22 protein-coding genes are annotated in these 19,006 nt (G+C 42.1%); 3 read left to right on the top strand and 19 right to left on the bottom strand.

The genetic code is table 11. The features are described 5' to 3' along the window. Positions 1–370 precede the first annotated feature (370 nt). Positions 371–790, top strand: coding sequence for a deoxycytidylate deaminase (locus LSG31_RS06215; RefSeq protein ID WP_347438519.1), 420 nt, complete (start codon positions 371–373; stop codon positions 788–790). A 75-nt stretch (positions 791–865) separates the two neighbouring features. Continuing rightward, complete coding sequence (gene cmpA, locus LSG31_RS06210; protein ID WP_347438518.1) at positions 866–1,006, top strand: cortex morphogenetic protein CmpA; 141 nt, start codon at positions 866–868, stop codon at positions 1,004–1,006. A 111-nt stretch (positions 1,007–1,117) separates the two neighbouring features. Here cmpA and LSG31_RS06205 read toward each other — a convergent pair whose 3' ends face one another. The 18 genes from LSG31_RS06205 to spoVG form a co-directional block, all read right to left on the bottom strand. Further along, positions 1,118–1,291: a hypothetical protein gene (locus tag LSG31_RS06205; RefSeq protein WP_347438517.1), complete on the bottom strand. Its 174-nt coding sequence runs from the start codon at positions 1,289–1,291 to the stop codon at positions 1,118–1,120. A 237-nt stretch (positions 1,292–1,528) separates the two neighbouring features. Continuing rightward, positions 1,529–1,966, bottom strand: coding sequence for a S1 domain-containing RNA-binding protein (locus LSG31_RS06200; protein WP_347438516.1), 438 nt, complete (start codon positions 1,964–1,966; stop codon positions 1,529–1,531). 111 nt (positions 1,967–2,077) lie between these two features. After that, positions 2,078–2,410 carry an FtsB family cell division protein gene (locus LSG31_RS06195; RefSeq protein WP_347438515.1) on the bottom strand — a complete coding sequence of 111 codons (333 nt, stop codon included), beginning with the start codon at positions 2,408–2,410 and terminating at the stop codon, positions 2,078–2,080. 45 nt (positions 2,411–2,455) lie between these two features. Next, complete coding sequence (gene yabQ, locus LSG31_RS06190) at positions 2,456–3,040, bottom strand: spore cortex biosynthesis protein YabQ (RefSeq protein ID WP_347438514.1); 585 nt, start codon at positions 3,038–3,040, stop codon at positions 2,456–2,458. 14 nt (positions 3,041–3,054) lie between these two features. Further along, positions 3,055–3,354, bottom strand: a complete 300-nt coding sequence (yabP, locus tag LSG31_RS06185; protein WP_347438513.1) for a sporulation protein YabP — start codon at positions 3,352–3,354, stop codon at positions 3,055–3,057. A 98-nt stretch (positions 3,355–3,452) separates the two neighbouring features. Next, positions 3,453–3,764 carry an RNA-binding S4 domain-containing protein gene (locus LSG31_RS06180; protein WP_347438512.1) on the bottom strand — a complete coding sequence of 104 codons (312 nt, stop codon included), beginning with the start codon at positions 3,762–3,764 and terminating at the stop codon, positions 3,453–3,455. Continuing rightward, positions 3,764–4,036 carry an HU family DNA-binding protein gene (locus LSG31_RS06175; RefSeq protein WP_347438511.1) on the bottom strand — a complete coding sequence of 91 codons (273 nt, stop codon included), beginning with the start codon at positions 4,034–4,036 and terminating at the stop codon, positions 3,764–3,766. The genes LSG31_RS06180 and LSG31_RS06175 overlap by 1 nt, the downstream gene beginning before the upstream one ends. 119 nt (positions 4,037–4,155) lie before the next feature. Then, positions 4,156–5,637, bottom strand: coding sequence for a bifunctional methyltransferase/pyrophosphohydrolase YabN (gene yabN, locus LSG31_RS06170; protein ID WP_347438510.1), 1,482 nt, complete (start codon positions 5,635–5,637; stop codon positions 4,156–4,158). A gap of 120 nt (positions 5,638–5,757) precedes the next feature. After that, positions 5,758–7,377, bottom strand: a complete 1,620-nt coding sequence (locus LSG31_RS06165; protein WP_347438509.1) for a putative polysaccharide biosynthesis protein — start codon at positions 7,375–7,377, stop codon at positions 5,758–5,760. A 153-nt stretch (positions 7,378–7,530) separates the two neighbouring features. Further along, positions 7,531–8,073 carry a stage V sporulation protein T gene (spoVT, locus tag LSG31_RS06160; RefSeq protein ID WP_347438508.1) on the bottom strand — a complete coding sequence of 181 codons (543 nt, stop codon included), beginning with the start codon at positions 8,071–8,073 and terminating at the stop codon, positions 7,531–7,533. 286 nt (positions 8,074–8,359) lie between these two features. Then, entirely contained in the window at positions 8,360–9,388 is a 1,029-nt protein-coding gene (locus LSG31_RS06155) for a peptidyl-prolyl cis-trans isomerase (protein WP_347438507.1), read from the bottom strand. After that, positions 9,375–12,917 (bottom strand): transcription-repair coupling factor, encoded by a 3,543-nt coding sequence (gene mfd, locus LSG31_RS06150; RefSeq protein ID WP_347438506.1) that lies wholly within the window; start codon positions 12,915–12,917, stop codon positions 9,375–9,377. Before mfd ends, LSG31_RS06155 begins: the two co-directional genes overlap by 14 nt. 64 nt (positions 12,918–12,981) lie before the next feature. After that, on the bottom strand, positions 12,982–13,212 hold the full coding sequence (locus tag LSG31_RS06145) for an anti-sigma-F factor Fin (RefSeq protein WP_347438505.1): 231 nt from the start codon (positions 13,210–13,212) through the stop codon (positions 12,982–12,984). 80 nt (positions 13,213–13,292) lie between these two features. Further along, the gene (gene pth / locus LSG31_RS06140) at positions 13,293–13,907 is read right to left on the bottom strand and encodes an aminoacyl-tRNA hydrolase (RefSeq protein ID WP_347438504.1); all 615 of its coding nucleotides are present in this window, start codon (positions 13,905–13,907) and stop codon (positions 13,293–13,295) included. 127 nt (positions 13,908–14,034) lie between these two features. Continuing rightward, positions 14,035–14,688 (bottom strand): 50S ribosomal protein L25, encoded by a 654-nt coding sequence (locus LSG31_RS06135; RefSeq protein ID WP_347438503.1) that lies wholly within the window; start codon positions 14,686–14,688, stop codon positions 14,035–14,037. A 105-nt stretch (positions 14,689–14,793) separates the two neighbouring features. Beyond that, a complete protein-coding gene (locus LSG31_RS06130; protein WP_347438502.1) occupies positions 14,794–15,735 on the bottom strand; it encodes a ribose-phosphate diphosphokinase in 942 nt (313 codons plus the stop codon). Positions 15,736–15,749: 14 nt separating this feature from the next. After that, on the bottom strand, positions 15,750–17,153 hold the full coding sequence (gene glmU / locus LSG31_RS06125; RefSeq protein ID WP_347438501.1) for a bifunctional UDP-N-acetylglucosamine diphosphorylase/glucosamine-1-phosphate N-acetyltransferase GlmU: 1,404 nt from the start codon (positions 17,151–17,153) through the stop codon (positions 15,750–15,752). Between the two features lie 260 nt (positions 17,154–17,413). Further along, positions 17,414–17,701 carry a septation regulator SpoVG gene (gene spoVG, locus LSG31_RS06120; protein ID WP_347438500.1) on the bottom strand — a complete coding sequence of 96 codons (288 nt, stop codon included), beginning with the start codon at positions 17,699–17,701 and terminating at the stop codon, positions 17,414–17,416. A gap of 273 nt (positions 17,702–17,974) precedes the next feature. On the opposite strand from spoVG, the gene LSG31_RS06115 reads away from it, so the two are divergent. Beyond that, on the top strand, positions 17,975–18,478 hold the full coding sequence (locus tag LSG31_RS06115; RefSeq protein WP_347438499.1) for a YlbF/YmcA family competence regulator: 504 nt from the start codon (positions 17,975–17,977) through the stop codon (positions 18,476–18,478). A gap of 111 nt (positions 18,479–18,589) precedes the next feature. Here LSG31_RS06115 and LSG31_RS06110 read toward each other — a convergent pair whose 3' ends face one another. Then, complete coding sequence (locus tag LSG31_RS06110) at positions 18,590–18,976, bottom strand: RidA family protein (protein ID WP_347439451.1); 387 nt, start codon at positions 18,974–18,976, stop codon at positions 18,590–18,592. Positions 18,977–19,006: the final 30 nt, after the last annotated feature.

The raw sequence follows: 19,006 nt of genomic DNA, 5'->3' as shown, positions 1-19,006 counted from the left end.
CTGCTTTGAAGAATATTCCGACAATTTATTTCCTTTTTAGTCAGTGTCCGAACATATTTTCAATGCCCTTTACCTCTCGGTCCGATTGCCTGAAATTATAAAAGCGGCATAGACACAACCAGTATCTACATGTTTCACTGATAAAAAAGGGATAACGATTCTTGTCAAATATTGTACGATTCGCGAGAGAATGTCGAGAAATACTAGATGTCCGACAAAAGTTGTTATGAAATACGACGATATACTTTGAATCTGCAAATGTAGACAATTATAAGGTAATAGTGCGTGTTCAAACGTGGAGTTTTGACTACTTTTTGAACATCCTCTAATATACAAGTACGGATGCAATTATGGATAGGAGTGTATGGAAGTGGAAAGGAAATCCTGGGATGATTATTTTTTAGATATTGCAGATCAAGTTTCCACTCGTTCGACTTGCCCACGGTTACATGTCGGCTGTGTCATCGTCAAGGATAAACATATCATTTCAACAGGCTATAACGGATCGATTCACGGACATGATCACTGCGATGCGGTTGGATGTCTGATCGACGAACATTCCGGGCGATGTTTTCGCACGATACATGCCGAAGCAAATGCATGCCTGCATGCAAATCGGGATTCATTAAAAGGCGCTACAGCTTATGTGACTCATGAACCATGTGAGAATTGCTCTAAGATTCTTGCGCAAGTGGGAATTGAACGGATTGTTTTTCGAAACGCCTATCCAAACAAATGGAATCAGTATTTTTTGAAAGGGATTGAAGTGGTTCACTTAACCAAAATATAAAAGCAGAAATTTGTGCCCATTTCGGATGGTACTACGTATACTAACACTATCACCATGAATAAATGGGGGATGGTTATGCCGAGTTGGCTACGTAATCAATTAGCGCGGGCATTTAGTGAACATGACAAGCGATCGGTTATTATGTTGAATCGGGTATTTTACAAATATAGAGCGTTTACAATCAGCCAAGCCAAAACAACAAGTACCAATCAGTGAATCCATCCTAACGAATGGCCCCTCTTGCTTCGGCAAGGGGGACCATTGCGTTCCATACGATTCTCAGACACTTATTCCTGCTTGCAATTCCTGTACGATTCTAAATAGCTGTTATACGTGCAATGTCAATGCTGTAAATCCGGAAAAACCAAAAACGACCATCGTGATAAGCAGAAATACCGCCATGGCATAATGCTTCTGTTTAAATAAACGGATACCTCCAATGATAGCTAAAACAGCAAAAACAACTAAAAAAACACCAATGAGCACCGGATGCAAATACATACCTTTCATCACCTCTTTATACCTGATTGTTCAAAGTAAAACTAAATAAAACCAAGTAAAACCTATCATTTACCTATGCCTATTTTTATTATAAGGAGTCGAGAAGAACCATGTCAAAATAATTGTTTTTGACAAAATTGAAAAATCCCGTCGCATGACGGGATTGTAGGATCGATCTATATAATGTAAACACCGTGATCTAAGCAAAATATGAATCAGATTAATGATTGCTGATACTTAACCTCTTCTACCTCCCCGTCCTCCACGCTTTGCTTCGCTGCGTTTCAACGCCTGCAAACGTTCTTCACTATCCTTTAAAAATCGAGACAATTTGTCATCGAAGGTCACCTTAGAAGCTGATTTCGATGAGCGATTTGAACGTTCACGAGGTTCACGATGAGGACGATGATGTTCACGGTTGGTTGCTGCATTTTCAAATTGTGGCAGTGCTTGTCGTATTGACAAACCAATTTTTCCATCTTTATCCACATTAATTACTTTTACAGTTACCGGATCATTGACTTTCAGATGTTCATGAATATTCTTCACATACGTATCTGCAATCTCAGAAATATGAACCAACCCGGTAACTCCACTCGGCAACAGTACAAATGCTCCAAAATTGGTAATACCCGTTACTTTACCTTCCAACTTGCTGCCTAATTCAATTGACATGTAAAAGAGGTTCCTCCTTAAGGATAAAAAAAGTTACTCAAAAAAATTATAACGGACTTCAAGAAAAGGTGTCAAGAGGTGAAGTTCTCATACAAGGCCCATTTTCATCCATTATGGATTCAGAATAACGTCTCCCGGTTTTTTCATATTGTACTTGACTCTTGCCAATTCACTAATATATGCATCATCATTCAATTTCTTGATGGTTTCTTGCAATTGGGTATTTTTAAGTTCGATATCCGCTAGTTTCTGACTTAATTGTTGTCTTTCCAGTCCTAGTTTATGCATATTCGGCAACTGGATAAAAAAATACGTATAGCAAGCCCAAATAAAGAAAGCTAAAATGATAATCACTTGAATTTTAGGCAATCTCCTAAAAAAAGGGGTCGTTTGCTGTTTCGTGGTTAAAGGAATTACCCTTGAATCATCAGAACGGCTGTACATGATACGATACTCCCTTATCATCCATGATTTCAATACTGCAAATGTTTATTCTTTGCTTTGAAACCATTTCGACAAGTATTGGTAAAACCCTTCTATTTTCTTATAAGGTTTTTTTAATATTTTTTGAGTTGATTTGAACAGTGGGGTAAACAGCCATCGAAGAATACGCCAGGCTAACCCGAAAGGCCATAATATACCTCCTTCCAATACATAACCAACTCTCGAAAGCACGCGCAGCAAAACAAGCAAGACTCGATACAATGCAAGGAGTGGTTTTACGAGCAAAACAATAATTAACTGATAGATCGTACGAATCAAAAATTGTATAAAGTGTACAATTGTCATTGTACTTTTCACTACGAATGTCTGTAATAGCAATCGGTACAAACCATACCCGATCAATAAGATCACAAATACATATATGCGCAAGTCTCCGTGATTTGCCCAAAGCAATGCGGTGAATACGAATAGAAAGCCCGCTAACCAAAAAAGGAAATCTGCCAACGGGCCAAAAAATTTAAGTATTTTCCATTCCCGCAACAAAATTCGATATATATCGTAGAGCGCTCCCATAAAGGCACCGCTCAAAGTCATGGCAACCATCGTCATATACTGAGCTTCAAGAGTCACCGCGGGAACCCCCGTTACTTAAATAATTTTCCTAAAAACCCTTTTGCTTTTGCTGCCGGGCTCATCCCATCATCAAAATAGCCAAAATCATAAACCATTCCTTCGATTGCAACTACGCCTGTCTCCAAACTCAGTGTTTTAATATGGAGATTTTCCCCATGAATGGCGAGTAATCCATAGTTCGTCTGCAAAACAAACTCATGACTATCGAAACTTTCCACATTCATAACGCCTGATACCTCAATTGCTTGTCGATTCAGGACGACGATTTCGTGCCGCTCGTATTGTTTATTGCGAAATTTATCATCGGCCATTGGTTTCACGCCTCCCATATAATTCGAATCCAATTTCATCTCTGTTTTCAATGTATGCATACACTGGACAAGTCAGAACACAAAAAAAGATGACCTCTTTACAGGTCATCCTCTTCGTCTTCGCCATCCTCTTCGTCCGAACGATCTGTTCCGGACGGCGATTTGGTCTCCGACACAACGTTATACATTTGAGCTGCCAAATCTTTGCGGGCAGTTTCTTGCAACTGTTCAATCTTCACTTCGATGATCCTTTGGCCAAAGCGAATCGCCAACAAATCTCCTTCATGAACTTCCGAACCAGCCTTTGCCACTCGGCCATTCAGCATACAACGCCCATTTTCACAAACTTCCTTGGCAAGTGTCCGTCTTTTAATCAAACGGGACACTTTTAAAAACTTGTCAAGGCGCATTATTTTGTGGCTTCTTTCAATTTGTTGCCAGGCTTGAAAGCTGGAACTACAGACTCCGGAATTTCTATCACTTCGCCCGTTTGCGGATTACGGCCGCTGCGTGCAGAGCGTTTACGGGTTTCAAAAGTACCAAACCCGATCAATTGTACTTTATCCCCACTCGCTAAAGCTTCCGAAATTGTATCTAACAAACTGTTGACCGCAACTTCCGCATCCTTTTTCGTTAAACCACTTTTTTCAGCAACTTTAGCAATCAGTTCTATTTTGTTCATGAACAATAAAAGCTCCTTTCAAATACAAAAATAATAATCAAAGAGTTTGTAGGAAACATCCTCTTTGTAAAGTTCATCACAGTTTATTCGCCTGTCTAAAGGGAAAATCCTGCTAATCTTTACTCAGTTTGTTCGAATTTTTTTGCTTCATTCCAAAGCTTGTCCATTTTTTCCAAGGATGATTCTCCCAATTTGATTCCTGCGTTGGCAAGTTGCTTTTCAATATAAGAAAAACGATTGCGAAATTTTTGATTTGTCGAGGCTAATGCCGATTCTGGGTCCAGTTTCAGATATCGAGCCAAATTGATGGCTGCGAAAAGCAAATCGCCGAATTCATGCTGAATCGAAGTTTCATCGTTCCTTTCAACAGCTTCCCACAATTCAGCCCATTCTTCTTTCACTTTTTTCTTCACATCTTCGATTGCTTCCCATTCGAACCCTACCATCGCGGCCTTTTTTTGTAGTTGATACGCCATTTGCATCGCCGGCAATATGGACGGAATGGAATGCAAAAAAGATGAATCTGCGACTTGTCCCTTTTCCGCTTTCTCCTGTTGTTTTATTTGTTCCCAATTTTGTATGACTTGAACGGCCGATTGGACGTGCATATCAGAAAAAACGTGGGGATGGCGGCGAATCATCTTCTCATTGATCGATGCAATCGTATCATGTATCGTAAATGTGCCTTCTTCCGTTCCAATCTGACTATGTAACGCAACCTGCAGCAGCACATCTCCTAACTCTTCACATAAATCTGCAGGTACATCGCGATCAATCGCATCTGCAACTTCATATGCCTCCTCCAACATATATTTCCGCAACGTTTGGTGTGTTTGTTTGCGATCCCAAGGACATCCTTCCGGGCTCCGCAATTGTCTTACAATATCGATCAACGTAGAAAATTGCCGGTTTATTATGCTTGCATCTGTTGTAGCAGGCACAAACAATGTTGTCAAATGATCGATATCGGCGAGACGATCGATCTCGTACAGCGGACATTTTACAAATTGTTCTTTATCATTTATGCCGACGGAGTGTGCCATGACGACTTGATATTCATCCGGATACTGTTCCATAAGAGTCAATTTTACGTCTGACGCTACATCACGATTGTATACTTGCATAATCAGAGTAGCAATACCTGGATCCAACATATGTGCTTGCAAATCCGTTCCATCCAGCAGCAATAACCCATCCGCGGGATCCACTCCCACTTTCTCAAGCAGATCATCTAAAAAGCTTTTCCCGGGTCCGATTTCTATACAAATGTTTCTTTGTTTGGCTTGTTCCTTTAATCGTTTGACCGTTGTTTCAGCAATACCCGGATGTCCAGGTACTGCATATACGATTTGGTGAAATTGTTCTACCTGAAAAAACAGTCTGTCAACAATCGATTGGTAAACTTCTGAAAAGGTTGGCTTGGAATCATATAAATCATCACAAGTGGAAAATCGTATCCCCTGTTTACGCAATTGCTCTACGATCGGATGGCGTTCCGTGCGTAAAATGATGTGAGAAGCCTGCCGCAAAATCTCCAAACTTCCAACCGGAATCGTGTCGATCGATCCCGGTCCTAAACCGACTACCTGTATTATTTTCACCAATCCGCTTCCTCTCTCATCTTGAATGCAAACCGAAAATTCCACTTTACGAAAATCCCGCTTCACTTATGTAATAATTGGCTATACACTTGAAACCAAAATCAAAACCATTTCTGCTGTTTAACGCAACAAACCGATCCGACTGCAGAATCTGGCAAGTCCAGGCCCCAGTCTAGGCACAGATTCCACCTCTCGTCTGCTGACGCTTCCTGTCGCAAACAAGCCAATTCCATAAACGGCAATGCCAATCAATATTGTCGTGACTGTTAGTACACTGCTGGCCATTCGATTCGATAGTTCCAGCGTCCAAACGAATGGTCCAAACTGCCGAAGCGCCGCAAAAACAGCCACACCCATAAAAAATACGGATAGGGATGGACGTATCAGCCAAGCCTTGAGATCAAAGCTTATATGTGTTCTATGATACACACTCCATAAATTTAACATACACGCGACAAAATAACTAAGAACAGTTGCCCATGCAGCACCGTTTATGCCATACAGGGGTACAAGAATCACATTCAATACATATTTCACGACTGCACCGAACATCATATTAGCGACTGGTATATATACATTCCCTAATCCTTGTAAAACTGCAGAAGAAGTCACTTGAACGGTGCTAAAAAGGATCCCAAGCGACATAATGGCGATCGTATCCCACCCATCGCTTGTTTTAAACAGCATCGTATCTACCGGCCTTGCCAATAGACATAATCCTACTGCCGCAGGCATTCCCATCAACATGGTCATGCGCATTGCCATATCAATGCGGTTTTTTATTAAAAACGTATTGTTGACCGCCTTGGCTGATGCGATGGCAGGCATCAGTGCAGCTCCAATCGCTGTAGCAAATGTTGCCGGCAACATCATGAGTTTAAACGCCCTGCCAGTCAGCAACCCAAACATTTCGGTCGCTTGCATCTGACTAGCACCGCTCTGCTTGAGTTCATTGACAACCGTCAAAACATCTACATTATTCATCAAAGGCACAACAAGTGCTCCGAGGCTGATGGGCAACGCATAATAGACCAATTGTTGAATAATCCTTCCTGTTGACTCAGAAGCAACCACTCGCATAGAACTGCGATATAAAAAAACGTTGCGTTTTCTCCAGGCAACGATCAGCAACGTGATAAGGCCCGCAATCGCACCCGTAACAGCGCCAAAGGCGGCCCCGGCTGCAGCAATTTCCGTGCCAAAACCTAATTGCAACAACCAAACGGATCCAATCAGGATGGTGGCAACACGGATCAATTGCTCGATGACTTGTGAAGTTGCAGTCGGCTCCATCGTTTGCCATCCCTGAAAATATCCCCGCAATGCGCTCATTATGGGAACGACCAATAAAGCAGGAGCAATGGCTTGTATTGCATATTTGGCGGCAGGATCACCGGAAAGCTTGGCATAAAAGGATGCCGACCCAAATAACAGCACAAAAAAGAACAAACCGCTAATGGCCAATACAAACAAACTGATTCGGAATACCTTTTTTGCACCTTGGTCATCACCAATTGCAAGCCGCTCCGCCACAAACTTGGAAATAGCAATTGGAAATCCTGCCGTGGAAAAATTAAGCAAGGTTGCATAAATCGGATACGCCATTTGGTATAATCCGATTCCCCGATCGCCAATAATATTTTGCAGAAAGATCGTGTAAACAGAACCAAGCAATTTGGATAGCATGGCAGCAATTCCAAGCACGAATGCGCCACGAATAAATACATTTCGACTTGACATTTGGCGCTGGTTCCCCCTTTTGCCAATATAAAGCATTATATCACGTATTATATGGTTAAGTTGGGAGAATAGTCGTCCAAAAATAATAAGACAGGTGTTTCATCGAAACGACACCTGCCTTATTTTCGCGGGAAGATATATGGGATAAATTCTCTATTGTTCCATTTGCTTGGCAAGAAATCCAGCAGCTGTTTCAGCGAGCTTTTTCTCAAGATCACCCATCTTGACACCTTCGTCGCGGGATAAAATAACAACCGTTCCGATCGGGTCACCGCCTGCGATGATTGGAGCAATTACACATGAACTGAACGGCTCTGTCCGGTCACGAGTGATGGAAAACTCTCCATTTACCGAATTCATCATCGTTTTACGCTCATCCATGGATTTTTCCACATCGGAACCGATGGATTTCTGCATATAGTCTTTTTTCGATGAGCCGGAGACGGCGATGACTGTATCACGATCCGTAATTAATGTCGTGTGACCTAATGTTTCACTTAATGAATCCGCATATTCTTTAGCAAATTCGCCAAGTTCACCAATGGGTGAGTATTTTTTCAAAATTACTTCACCGTCACGGTCTACAAAAATTTCTAAGGGATCTCCTTCACGAATGCGTAACGTGCGACGAATTTCCTTTGGTATGACTACTCGACCCAAATCATCAATACGACGTACGATTCCTGTAGCTTTCATATTTCTGATATCCCCACTTTCTAAAATTGTGTTATATCTTGTTGCCATATGTTTGTATGTGTAGATGAAAAATGGGTGCCATTTGCCTGCTCGTTGTTATGTTGTCCAATTATTTTTTAAATTACCAACGTTCCCGTTTCCAATTTTTTCTTTGATCCATCCCTCCTTTTCCCCGGCATTTTTATGAAAGTGCTGTTAGTATTTCATCCATTGGCAGAAGTATACGTATTTCATGCACAAAAAAAGTACAAAAAAAGAAAAAGGAGGGGATTCGCCCACTCCTGCATTATTTTTTAGTGCTGTTTGAATTGGTAGACGAACCGGATGGCGAAGGCTGTTTCGTATTCGGAGTTTGACCGGAAGTACTTTGCTCTTTGGGCAATGTGATTTTTATACCTGCATTTGCTTCAGATGTTTGTACAAACGAATTCCAATTATTCTTTTGTATGTCTGCCAAAACCTGTTGCTTCACTTGATCCAGCGGCTGTATTGTCCGTGCATCCACTTTTATGATGTGATACCCATATTGGGAGTGTACAGGATCACTGATTTGTCCGATCGGCAAAGTCAAACATGCATTCTTAAAGGAATCGACAAATTGACTCGGTGAAACATCTTTAAACTGTCCGCCATTTTGTTTTGCAGAAGGATCTATGGATACTTTTTTGGCCAAGTCTGCAAAGTTTGCACCCGCTTTTAGCTGCGCTTCCACTTGCTTTGCCTCTGCTTCCGTTTTCAGCAAAATCTGCTCAACCGTTACTGTTGTAAAATCCGCTTTATGTTCCTCATAATATTTTTTCAGATCCGCATCTGATATCTTTGCATCTTTCGTTTTATTCATTCGATAACTATCGATGTACATCGTATCAAGCGCCCAATTGCGAATATCCGTATCCGTTACATGCAGTTTTGTCATCTGATCATCAAGGGCTTTCTGATTGTTTTGATAAACCATTTCAAGCAAACGTTGTTTAAAGTTTTGAACCATGCTGTCCACTTGTGTTTTATCAACTTGCACATTTGCCTTTTTTGCTTCCGGCTCAATGACTTTATATAACGTGATATATTCTTTTAAAAAGTTTTCCTTAAATTGATTGGTGGTAGGATAGGACGGATTCACGAGCAGTCGCTGAATATCATATTCCTTATCCAACTCTGTTTGTGTAATTTGCCCACCCTTATATGTTGCTACGACAGGGCTGTTTGTGGTTGGCTGCGTCCCTGTCGCACCACACCCGGTTAATGGTACCATCAAAGAAATCCCAACCATCACGGATAGCAATCGGATCCGCGACTTATATTTATTGAGCAACATTTTGAAACTCCTTCTGATCTTTTCTGACCGATTTGTAAACTTCCATAAACTGTTCCAGCAGTTTCAATGTTTCTTTTGAATTTAACCCTTTGACTCGTAAAGTCACAAGAATATTTTGACCGGCTACAAGCTTCATTCGATTGGAAAACGTATTCGTCAAAATAAAAAGCTTTTCCCCATCAATTTGACGATTTTGCCGTTCATGCAACTTCATCTGTACATCGTGGCCCTGTTGCACAATGGATACAAAATCGTACTCGATGGCATATGCCCTTAGCTTCGTGATCATGAGCAGATTTCGTACTTCTTCCGGTATATCACCAAAACGGTCTTCGATTTCCTCTTCCAGATCGACGACATCCTCAATGCTTCTTGCCGCCACAAATTTCTTATAAATCTCAATTTTTTGCATGGGGTCTGTAATATAGGTAGATGGAATATATGCATCGACAGCTATTTCAATCTGCGGATTTTCCACTCTTTGGACCATTTCACCTTTTAATTCTTTTACGGCTTGTGACAGCATCTCACTATACATGTCAAACCCGACAGACGCAATATGACCATGCTGCTCTGCTCCCAGAAGGCTTCCCGCACCGCGAATCGAGAGATCCCGCATAGCGATCTTAAAACCGCTTCCCAGCTCCGTAAATTCCTTAATTGCTTGCAACCGTTTTTCCGCCACTTCTGTCAGCACTTTATCTTTTTGGTAAGTAAAATACGAATAGGCAATGCGGTTCGATCTGCCGACACGGCCGCGCAATTGATAGAGTTGTGACAATCCCATATGATCTGCATCATAAACGATCAACGTATTGACATTCGGAATATCAATTCCCGTTTCAATGATCGTAGTGGAAACAAGCACATCGCTGTCACCTTGCAAAAAATCGAGCATGACTCGTTCAAGATCTTCTTCTCCCATTCGTCCATGTCCGACAGATACACGTGCCTCAGGAACCAACTGGCGAATCCGATCTGCCATTTGTTCGATGCCATTGACTCTGTTAAACAAAAAGTACACTTGTCCGCCACGTCCAAGTTCCCTTTCAATGGCTTCCCGGACGATCACTTCACTGTATTCTACCACATACGTTTGAACAGGAAAACGATTTTCCGGTGGAGTTTCTATGACAGATAAATCACGGATTCCAAGCATCGACATGTGCAGAGTACGAGGAATCGGTGTCGCTGTTAATGTCAAACAATCCACATTTGTCTTTAGCGCTTTTAATTTTTCTTTGTGCGAAACTCCAAATCTCTGCTCTTCATCAATGATTAGCAGCCCAAGATTTTTGAATGCCACATCTTTGTTTAAGATTCGATGTGTCCCAATAATAATATCGATCGTTCCGGCCTTTAATTTTTTGATGGATTCCGTCATTTGTTTGCGGGATTTAAAACGGCTGACAACTTCCACTTGAACAGGAAATCCTGAAAACCGTTCGCGAAATGTTTCAAAATGCTGTTGCGCCAAGATTGTAGTAGGTACCAATACAGCTACTTGATACCCATCCATGACCGCTTTAAATGCAGCCCGTACCGCGACTTCTGTCTTGCCGTATCCTACATCACCGCACAATAAGCGATCCATCGGACGAGGCTGCTCCATGTCTTTTTTGATTTCCCGAATGCACTTTAATTGATCGGTTGTTTCCTCGTATGGAAACATGGCTTCAAACTCACTTTGCCATGGGCCGTCCTTGCTAAATGCATGACCGGGAGTTGCTTGTCTTTCGGCATATAATTGAATCAAATCTTGTGCGATATCACGGACTGACTTGGTTACCTTGCTTTTTACGCGAGCCCACTCCGTACCGCCAAGATGATAAAGTTTGGGATCCTTTTCTTCACTGCCTACATATTTTTGTACCTGATCGATCTGTTCAACCGGTACATACAATTTATCGTTGCCGGCATATTTTAGATGCAAATAGTCTTTATGAATTCCATCGATTTCGAGAGTTTCGACACCAAGATACTGACCGATTCCATGATTGATGTGTACAACGTAATCGCCAACTTTGAGATCCTGATAATTTTTAATTCTCTGTGCGTCGGAAATATTACGAGTCTTACGAGCTTTTTTCTTATTTGAAAACACTTCAGTCTCTGTAATAACGACCAAATGCTGCATCGTTAACTCGAATCCACCCTGCAAATTGCCCACAAACAAAATAGGCCGGCTTGACCCAAGTAAAGTTTCATCCCACCTGGAAACGAAGTCAGTCTCCATATGATAATCTTCGAGTACTCGCTGCAATCGTTCTGCCCGCTCTCGTGTCCCAGCCAAAAAAACAACTTGAAACTTCGTCTTCTTCCAGCGATCCACTTCCGTTTTCAATAGATTCATTTGTCCATGGAAATTTTGTGTTGTCTTCGCCGAAATGTTCACAATATTACGAGGGGCCATACCTGGAACTTGTCGAAGAAAAAGCGCCATAAAGATTTTTTGCATCTGCTTCCATTCAAATATCTGTATATAATTGGGATCGGGCAAGAGACCAGGCAGCAGCTCGCCACGTTCTAATGCGGCCATTTGCCAGTTCGTTTCCTCTCGTTCCAACTGACGGCCTACTTCCCGGAGACGAGTGGGTTCATCCAAAATCATAATTGCATCCTTGCCAAAATAGTCGAGAATTGTAGCATGTTCGGGAAATAATAGATGAATATACTTCAACAGCGCCGGAAATGGCATGCCTTGTTGCATTTTCTCGATATCTGCTTGTATATATTCATTCATCCGTTCTTGCAATTCCAAATCATGAATGCGTTCCCGATAGGATTGCCACTTGCCTGAAACGACATTCGCAAGCGCTTTGATCCTTTTACTTTCTGCAAGAATTTCTCCGGCAGGCAATATATCAACTACTTCTACTTTTTCTAACGAACGCTGTGTCACTGTATCCACATATCGTATGGAATCGACTTCTATATCGAAAAGTTCGATCCGTATCGCATGCTCCATATTCAGTGGATAAATATCCAGAATACCGCCGCGAACACTAAATTCCCCCCGTGTTTCTACCATATCGACACGTTCATACCCCATCGAAACGAGTTGTTCCAAAACATGATTCAAATCAATGGATTGTCCGACTGCAAGCCGGATACTAAATTGACGAAATGCCTCTTTTGGAACCAACGGTTGATGAACAGCCGCTAACGGTGCAATCGTAATCGCCGAAGTGGATCGTGTCAAAAGATCCATCACCTGAATCCGCTGCCCAGCCAAATCCGGGCTATATGCGATTAAATCTACAAAACCAATCTCTCTCTCCGGGAATAAGGAAACTGTAGAATCTGGCAAAAGTTCTATTAAATCTTCGTAAATCTGCTGTGCTTGCTGCATGGAATGTGTAACAACAAGAAGAGGCCGCTGCAATTTTGCAAACAGCCCGGCGATATAGACATGTCTGGCAGAACCGGCTAAACCTGTTATCAATTGTTCTGGCAACTTTTGATCCACAGCTTGAAGAATTGCCTGAAAATCCCTATCATTCTGTATAAAGTGCAGTAAGGAATGCAAAGTGGATCCTCCTTAAAGATAGTGCAAAAAAGCCTCAGCCGACGCCAAGGCTAGTCAATTCCTTTTATTGCAACGGGTTGCTCACGAGTGACAATTCAGGATGTGTCTCAAGTGCCGACTGACAGTAATCACATATTGTTTTAACATACGTACTATCTTCATCCTGATTATAGGTAATTATATCGGCCCGTTCATCAAGCGTCAATGATTGAAAGCCTAAGCGGCTTGGATCTACCTGTCCGTCAATTTGACCAATATTGGATTTGCAATACTTGCAATAATATATAATTCGCATAATGAACCTCCCTCTGCTACCTTATGGGTAGTATCGCCGGAAACCAGGAAAATTATGCGAGTGGAAATTAAGAGCAGCGGTTAATCGTTTGTCGATTGTTTACGATTGAAATCATCCGGTTTTGCTTTCGATCTGGCCTCATTAAACCGATTCATAGCCAATTCAAAACTGTTTTCGATAATGCACGCGCAAGCATTCACAGTAGCTGCAATTGTTTTTTCAACATTCGGCTGCTCTTCTTTGCGAAACGGACTCAATACATGGTGAATCACATCAATACCTGTCGGAGGTCGGCCAATGCCCATTTTAATCCTGTGGAATTCTTGCGTTCCAAGATGCTGGATCAGAGATTTGATCCCATTATGGCCGCCGGCGCTTCCTTTCATCCGCAGCCGAATTTGCCCAACAGGGATATCCATGTCATCAAATAATACAACCAAGTCAGAAATATCCGGTTTGTACCAATCAAACATGGCACGGACAGATTGACCGCTAAGATTCATAAAAGTAAGCGGTTTTGCCAAAATGATTTTTTCTCCTCGCTCGACTGTTTCCCCAATGATTGCTTGAAACTTCTCTTTGTCAACGCGCATCGATAATGATTCGGCGAGTCGATCAATTCCCATAAAACCCATGTTGTGCCTGGTTTTAGTATATTCACTACCAGGATTCCCTAACCCAACAAATACTTTCAACCTGTACACCCCGTTTGCTCATTTGGACCATCTGCTCGAAACGTCCTTATCTAGTATAGCAAAGTATAGAAAAAAAGTGGCATGCCAAGAAGTTTTCTTGAACATGCCACTTTGATTGACGGTATTTTTACGCTTTTACCGGTGTTTCCAATCCGTCGCTCGACACACCCTTATTATCCCGATCTTTCAGAACACCAGGCGTTTCATCTTCAGGCACTTGTCCTGTCTCACCTGCTCTTGTTGTCACTACATTCACAACAACTTCATCAGGTTCGGAACGCAACTTCACATTTGTCGGCAATGGAATATCCATACAAGTGAGATGATCTCCAATATCCAGATCAGATATATCCAGCATGAGATATTCGGGAACATCAGCAGGTAAACAACGAATGCGCACTTCTCTTAGTTGCTGTTGAATAATACCCCCGCGTTTCTCTACCTTTTCCAACCCGTTCAAAAACAACTGCACTTCTGCCTCCACCGGTTCAGTAAGTGAAACTGCGTGGAAATCGATATGTAGAATCTGGTATGTAATCGGATCTCTTTGCACTTCTTTGATCAAAGCATGCAATTCTCCGCCGTCAGCCATCTGAAGCTCCACAAAACCATGATTGCCCATATGCAGTTGACGTACTTGCACACCATTCACTACGATCATTTTCGGTTGCTGTTGTTTTCCGTAAATCACTGCCGGAATGTCTCCCAAACGGCGAATTCGACGAGTATCTCCCCGCTTAAGGCCAGCCCGTGGCTGCACTTGCAATACCATTGCTTCCATATACTTTTCCCTCCAATGGACACTGAAATCCTACGAATTCAGTATTTCCAAGATAGGGATTTATCAAACCCAAAAAGCAGCCGCCATTTCATTCAACCAACTTTCTCAGTCAAAAAGTTCACTGATGGATTGATTATTATGAATGCGAATAACAGCTTCCGCAATTAATTTTGAAACAGTTAAAACTTTTAGCTTTTCAAAATGTTTCTCGCCTAAGGAAATGGAATCCGTCACAACCACTTCTTTGATCACTGAGTTTTGCAATCGTTCAATGGCTGGCCCGGAGAGAACAGCATGTGTACAACATGCATACACTTCCTTTGCCCCTAACTCCATCAAAGCCTTTGCTCCTAATGTGATCGTACCTGCCGTATCGATAATATCATCGATCATAATACAGGTCTTGCCTTTGATATCGCCGATAATGTTCATCACCTCAGCAATATTGGGGGCAGGACGCCGTTTATCGATAATCGCCATCGGCGCTTCCAAACGTTGCGCCATACCGCGAGCTCTTGTCACTCCACCCATATCCGGAGAGACGACAACCACATCGGAAAGATTTTTGCTTCTGAAATAATCGGCTAAAATGGGTTCTGCCATCAAATGATCAAAGGGAATATCAAAAAACCCTTGAATTTGTCCCGCATGCAAATCCATACAAACTACGCGATTGGCTCCGGCTGTTTGAATCAGATTGGCCGTTAATTTAGCCGTAATCGGGTCACGTGCACGGGCTTTGCGATCTTGTCTTGCATATCCGTAATATGGAATAATCACATTCACAGTGCGAGCAGACGCACGCTTAATCGCATCCACCATGATCAATAATTCCATCAAATGTTCATTCACAGGCGAGGAAGTCGGCTGAACGATATATACGTCACAGCCACGAACACTTTCTCCCAAATTAATTCGCACTTCACCATCACTAAATCGAAAGACTTGTGATACTCCGACTTCCAAACCGGCATGATGCGCAATATCACGCGCCAATTGTGGATTTGCATTACATGTAAATATCTTAAGTCCCTTACACTGTCCCATTGCCGTAACTCCTTTTACTTTTTCGACTCTTTCTCGCTTTGAAATTTTTTGCGTAGTTTTTCTGCATATTCCGGTTTAATGATTTGTCGTTCACGGGCTATTGCCAACGCATTTTGCGGAACATCGTCAGTAATCGTCGATCCTGCAACCACATACGCCCCATCTTCCACTTTTACAGGTGCGATCAAGTTTACATTCGAACCGACAAATGCCCGATCACCTATAATCGTTCGATGTTTGTTGATGCCATCGTAGTTGACCGTAATCGCTCCACAGCCGATATTCGTATGTTGACCGACAGTGGCATCTCCTACATACCCAAGATGAGATACCTTTGTGTAATCACCAATTTGGGAATTTTTGATCTCTACAAAGTTGCCGATCTTCACATGTGATCCCACATCGGAATTCGGGCGGATATACGCGAAAGGACCGACAGAAGTTTCCGGACCAATCTTGCTGGATGTTGCCACTGTTTGAAATACATGACATTCGTAGCCGATGATCATATCTGTCAATTGTATATTGGGTCCAAGAATACAGGACTCGCCAATGATGGTTTTACCATGCAAGTGCGTTCCCGGATAAATCATCGTATCGGGTCCGATTACCACATCTGCATCAATGTATGTATTCTCCGGATCCATGATGGTTACGCCATTGCGCATATGGTACTGCAAGATCCATCTTTGCATAATTTTCTGTGCAGTAGTCAATTGCAGCCGATCATTCACACCGTAAATCTCTTCCGGATCTTTTGTTTCAAACGCAATGACCTTATGACCTTGATTTTTTAAAACAGATACACAATCAGGCAAATAGTATTCCCCTTGTGCATTTTTGTTATCAATTTGTGAGAGCACATGGAACAGCAACTGATTATCAAAACAATACGTGCCTGAATTCACTTCGGAAATTGCCAGTTCTTCTGCAGTACCGTCTTTTTGCTCAACAATCCGATCGACATCTCCTGCTGCATTTCGAATCATCCGGCCATATCCAAAAGGATTTTCTAAAGTAGCTGTCAAAACAGTGACAGACGCTTTTTCCCTTTCATGTTGTGTGACCATCATCTGCAAAGTCTCCGGTTGAATCAGCGGAGCATCCCCTGCAACGACAAATGTCGTTCCCTGTTCATCAGCGAGGAGGTACTTCGCTTGCATAACCGCATGCGCCGTGCCCAACTGTTCATGCTGAAATACATATTCCACGCGATCTCCCAACTGCTCCATCACTTGTTCGGACAAACTTCCCACAACTACGATAATTCGGTCGATGCCAACGGTATTCAAATGATCGATCACATGTTCAATCATAGGCTTTCCGCCGATCGAATGCAGTACTTTGTGTCGCATCGATTTCATACGTGTCCCTTGACCGGCTGCCAATACAATCGCATATCGTTTTTGCTTAGGCATTTGAGGTAACTCCTCCTATTCTGTCTGCAAACGTTATCATCAAATTACCATATGCAATTTTTATCAATCCTACACCTTGTCGAATCTTGTCTTTTTTTTATCCATTACAAACTATATCGAAAAGACTTTCGTATTTCAATGAAAGTTTTTTGCATTTCAAAGAAAGTTTTTTGGGTCGCATAAAAAAATAAAACGTACCCCATTTACCTGTGCAATGTCGGGATACGTCAAGTGTAAAATAGATGGACGTTTAATTCAAATTACGAGCCTGTCTGTTCTAATTCTGCTAAAGGATCTTCCGCTTGATAATACTGTTCCAATACCGCCTCTTGGATTTTCTGGCGCGTTGCGGAAGATATCGGATGCGCGATATCACGAAATTCCCCATCCGGGGTTCTTTTGCTTGGCATCGCCACAAACATTCCATTGTTACCTTCGATGACGCGAATATCGTGCACAACGAATTCATGATCGATTGTTATCGATGCAATCGCCTTCATACGCCCTTCGGTGTTCACTCTACGCAGCCGTACATCTGTGATTTGCACCCTATTCACCCCTCATTGTGTAGAACGTATTAGATAACTAGCCATTATATTCCACAGCTTCGACAAAACTCCTCCTCCCTGTCGAAACTTTTCACAAAATATTTTAAAAACGTAATTAAATTGAAATATAGCGATTATTCAAGTGTGCAAAATCCTTATTTTTCATTGTATGAGCAAGGCATAACGACTCATGGTATACTAGAAAGACAAATCATCAATATTCTTGAACAACAGGAATTTCATTGGTTTGTACCAGGAGGTGTGAGTGTACAAATGATATCTGAAATTAAAAACATAGGGATCGATTTGCCAGAGATCCGTTCCATTACGGATCCGACTGCTTTCAGATCCATCATTATAAATCAAATCAACAAAATCTCCGGCTTGATTCAAGAGACGGAAGAGTGGAAAAGGTTTAAACAGGCAGAATATAAGATCGAGCATCACGGAGACGCGCAAGCATTGCTATTTGTCGTACGTGCCAAACGCAATCAATACTCCCAAGTATCTTTGCGGCATGGTTACGAACATCCAAAATCGATTCAGGCAAAGCAGGAATACGATGATATTCTGGAACGAATGGCAAATATCCCCCTGATTGAGGAATACCAGGCATACCAGGAAGAATTGAATGAACTCGTTCAGGGAATTCTTGCAACCGTCATGTCCAGTCTTTCTGCGACGATTCCCGTTGAACGCGGAGAAGATATTGGGAAGACATCTTCTGGCGGAAGCTGCGGAAGTGGCGGCGGATGCGGCAGCTGTAAAACCCATTGATCGCTTTCGGAGGTTAAAACATAAAATCCGGGTGTTCTTTCGTTACGGAAGAATACCCGGATTTTTAAAATTATTACGTTTGTTGTTTCAGTTATTGGTTTCTATTTATTGCTATTTATTGCTATGTACGGCTACTAATTCAATTTCAATTCCCACATTTTTGGGTAAACGGGAAACCTCCACTGTTGATCGCGCAGGCTTATGCTCGCCAAAATATTCCGCGTAAATCTCATTCACAATAGGAAACTCATCCATATTGGAAAGAAATACAGTAGCCTTCACGGCATCGTTCAATGATAACCCGGCCGCTTCCAGAACAGCCTGTAAATTTCGAAATACTTGGTGTGTCTGCTGACGGATATCCCCTGAAACCAACTCACCTTCAACATTCAAAGGAATCTGCCCGGATGTAAACAAAAAGGGCCCTGCCTGAATAGCTTGTGAATAAGGACCGATGGCTGCAGGCGCCTGATCCGAGTGAATTTTTTTCATTTGCATGTCCATATGCCGACATCCTTTCCGTATGAA

The sequence above is a fragment of the Fodinisporobacter ferrooxydans genome (genome assembly GCF_022818495.1).
In the GTDB taxonomy this organism is placed as follows: domain Bacteria; phylum Bacillota; class Bacilli; order Tumebacillales; family MYW30-H2; genus Fodinisporobacter; species Fodinisporobacter ferrooxydans.
This window is presented reverse-complemented; position numbering and strand designations above follow the sequence as displayed.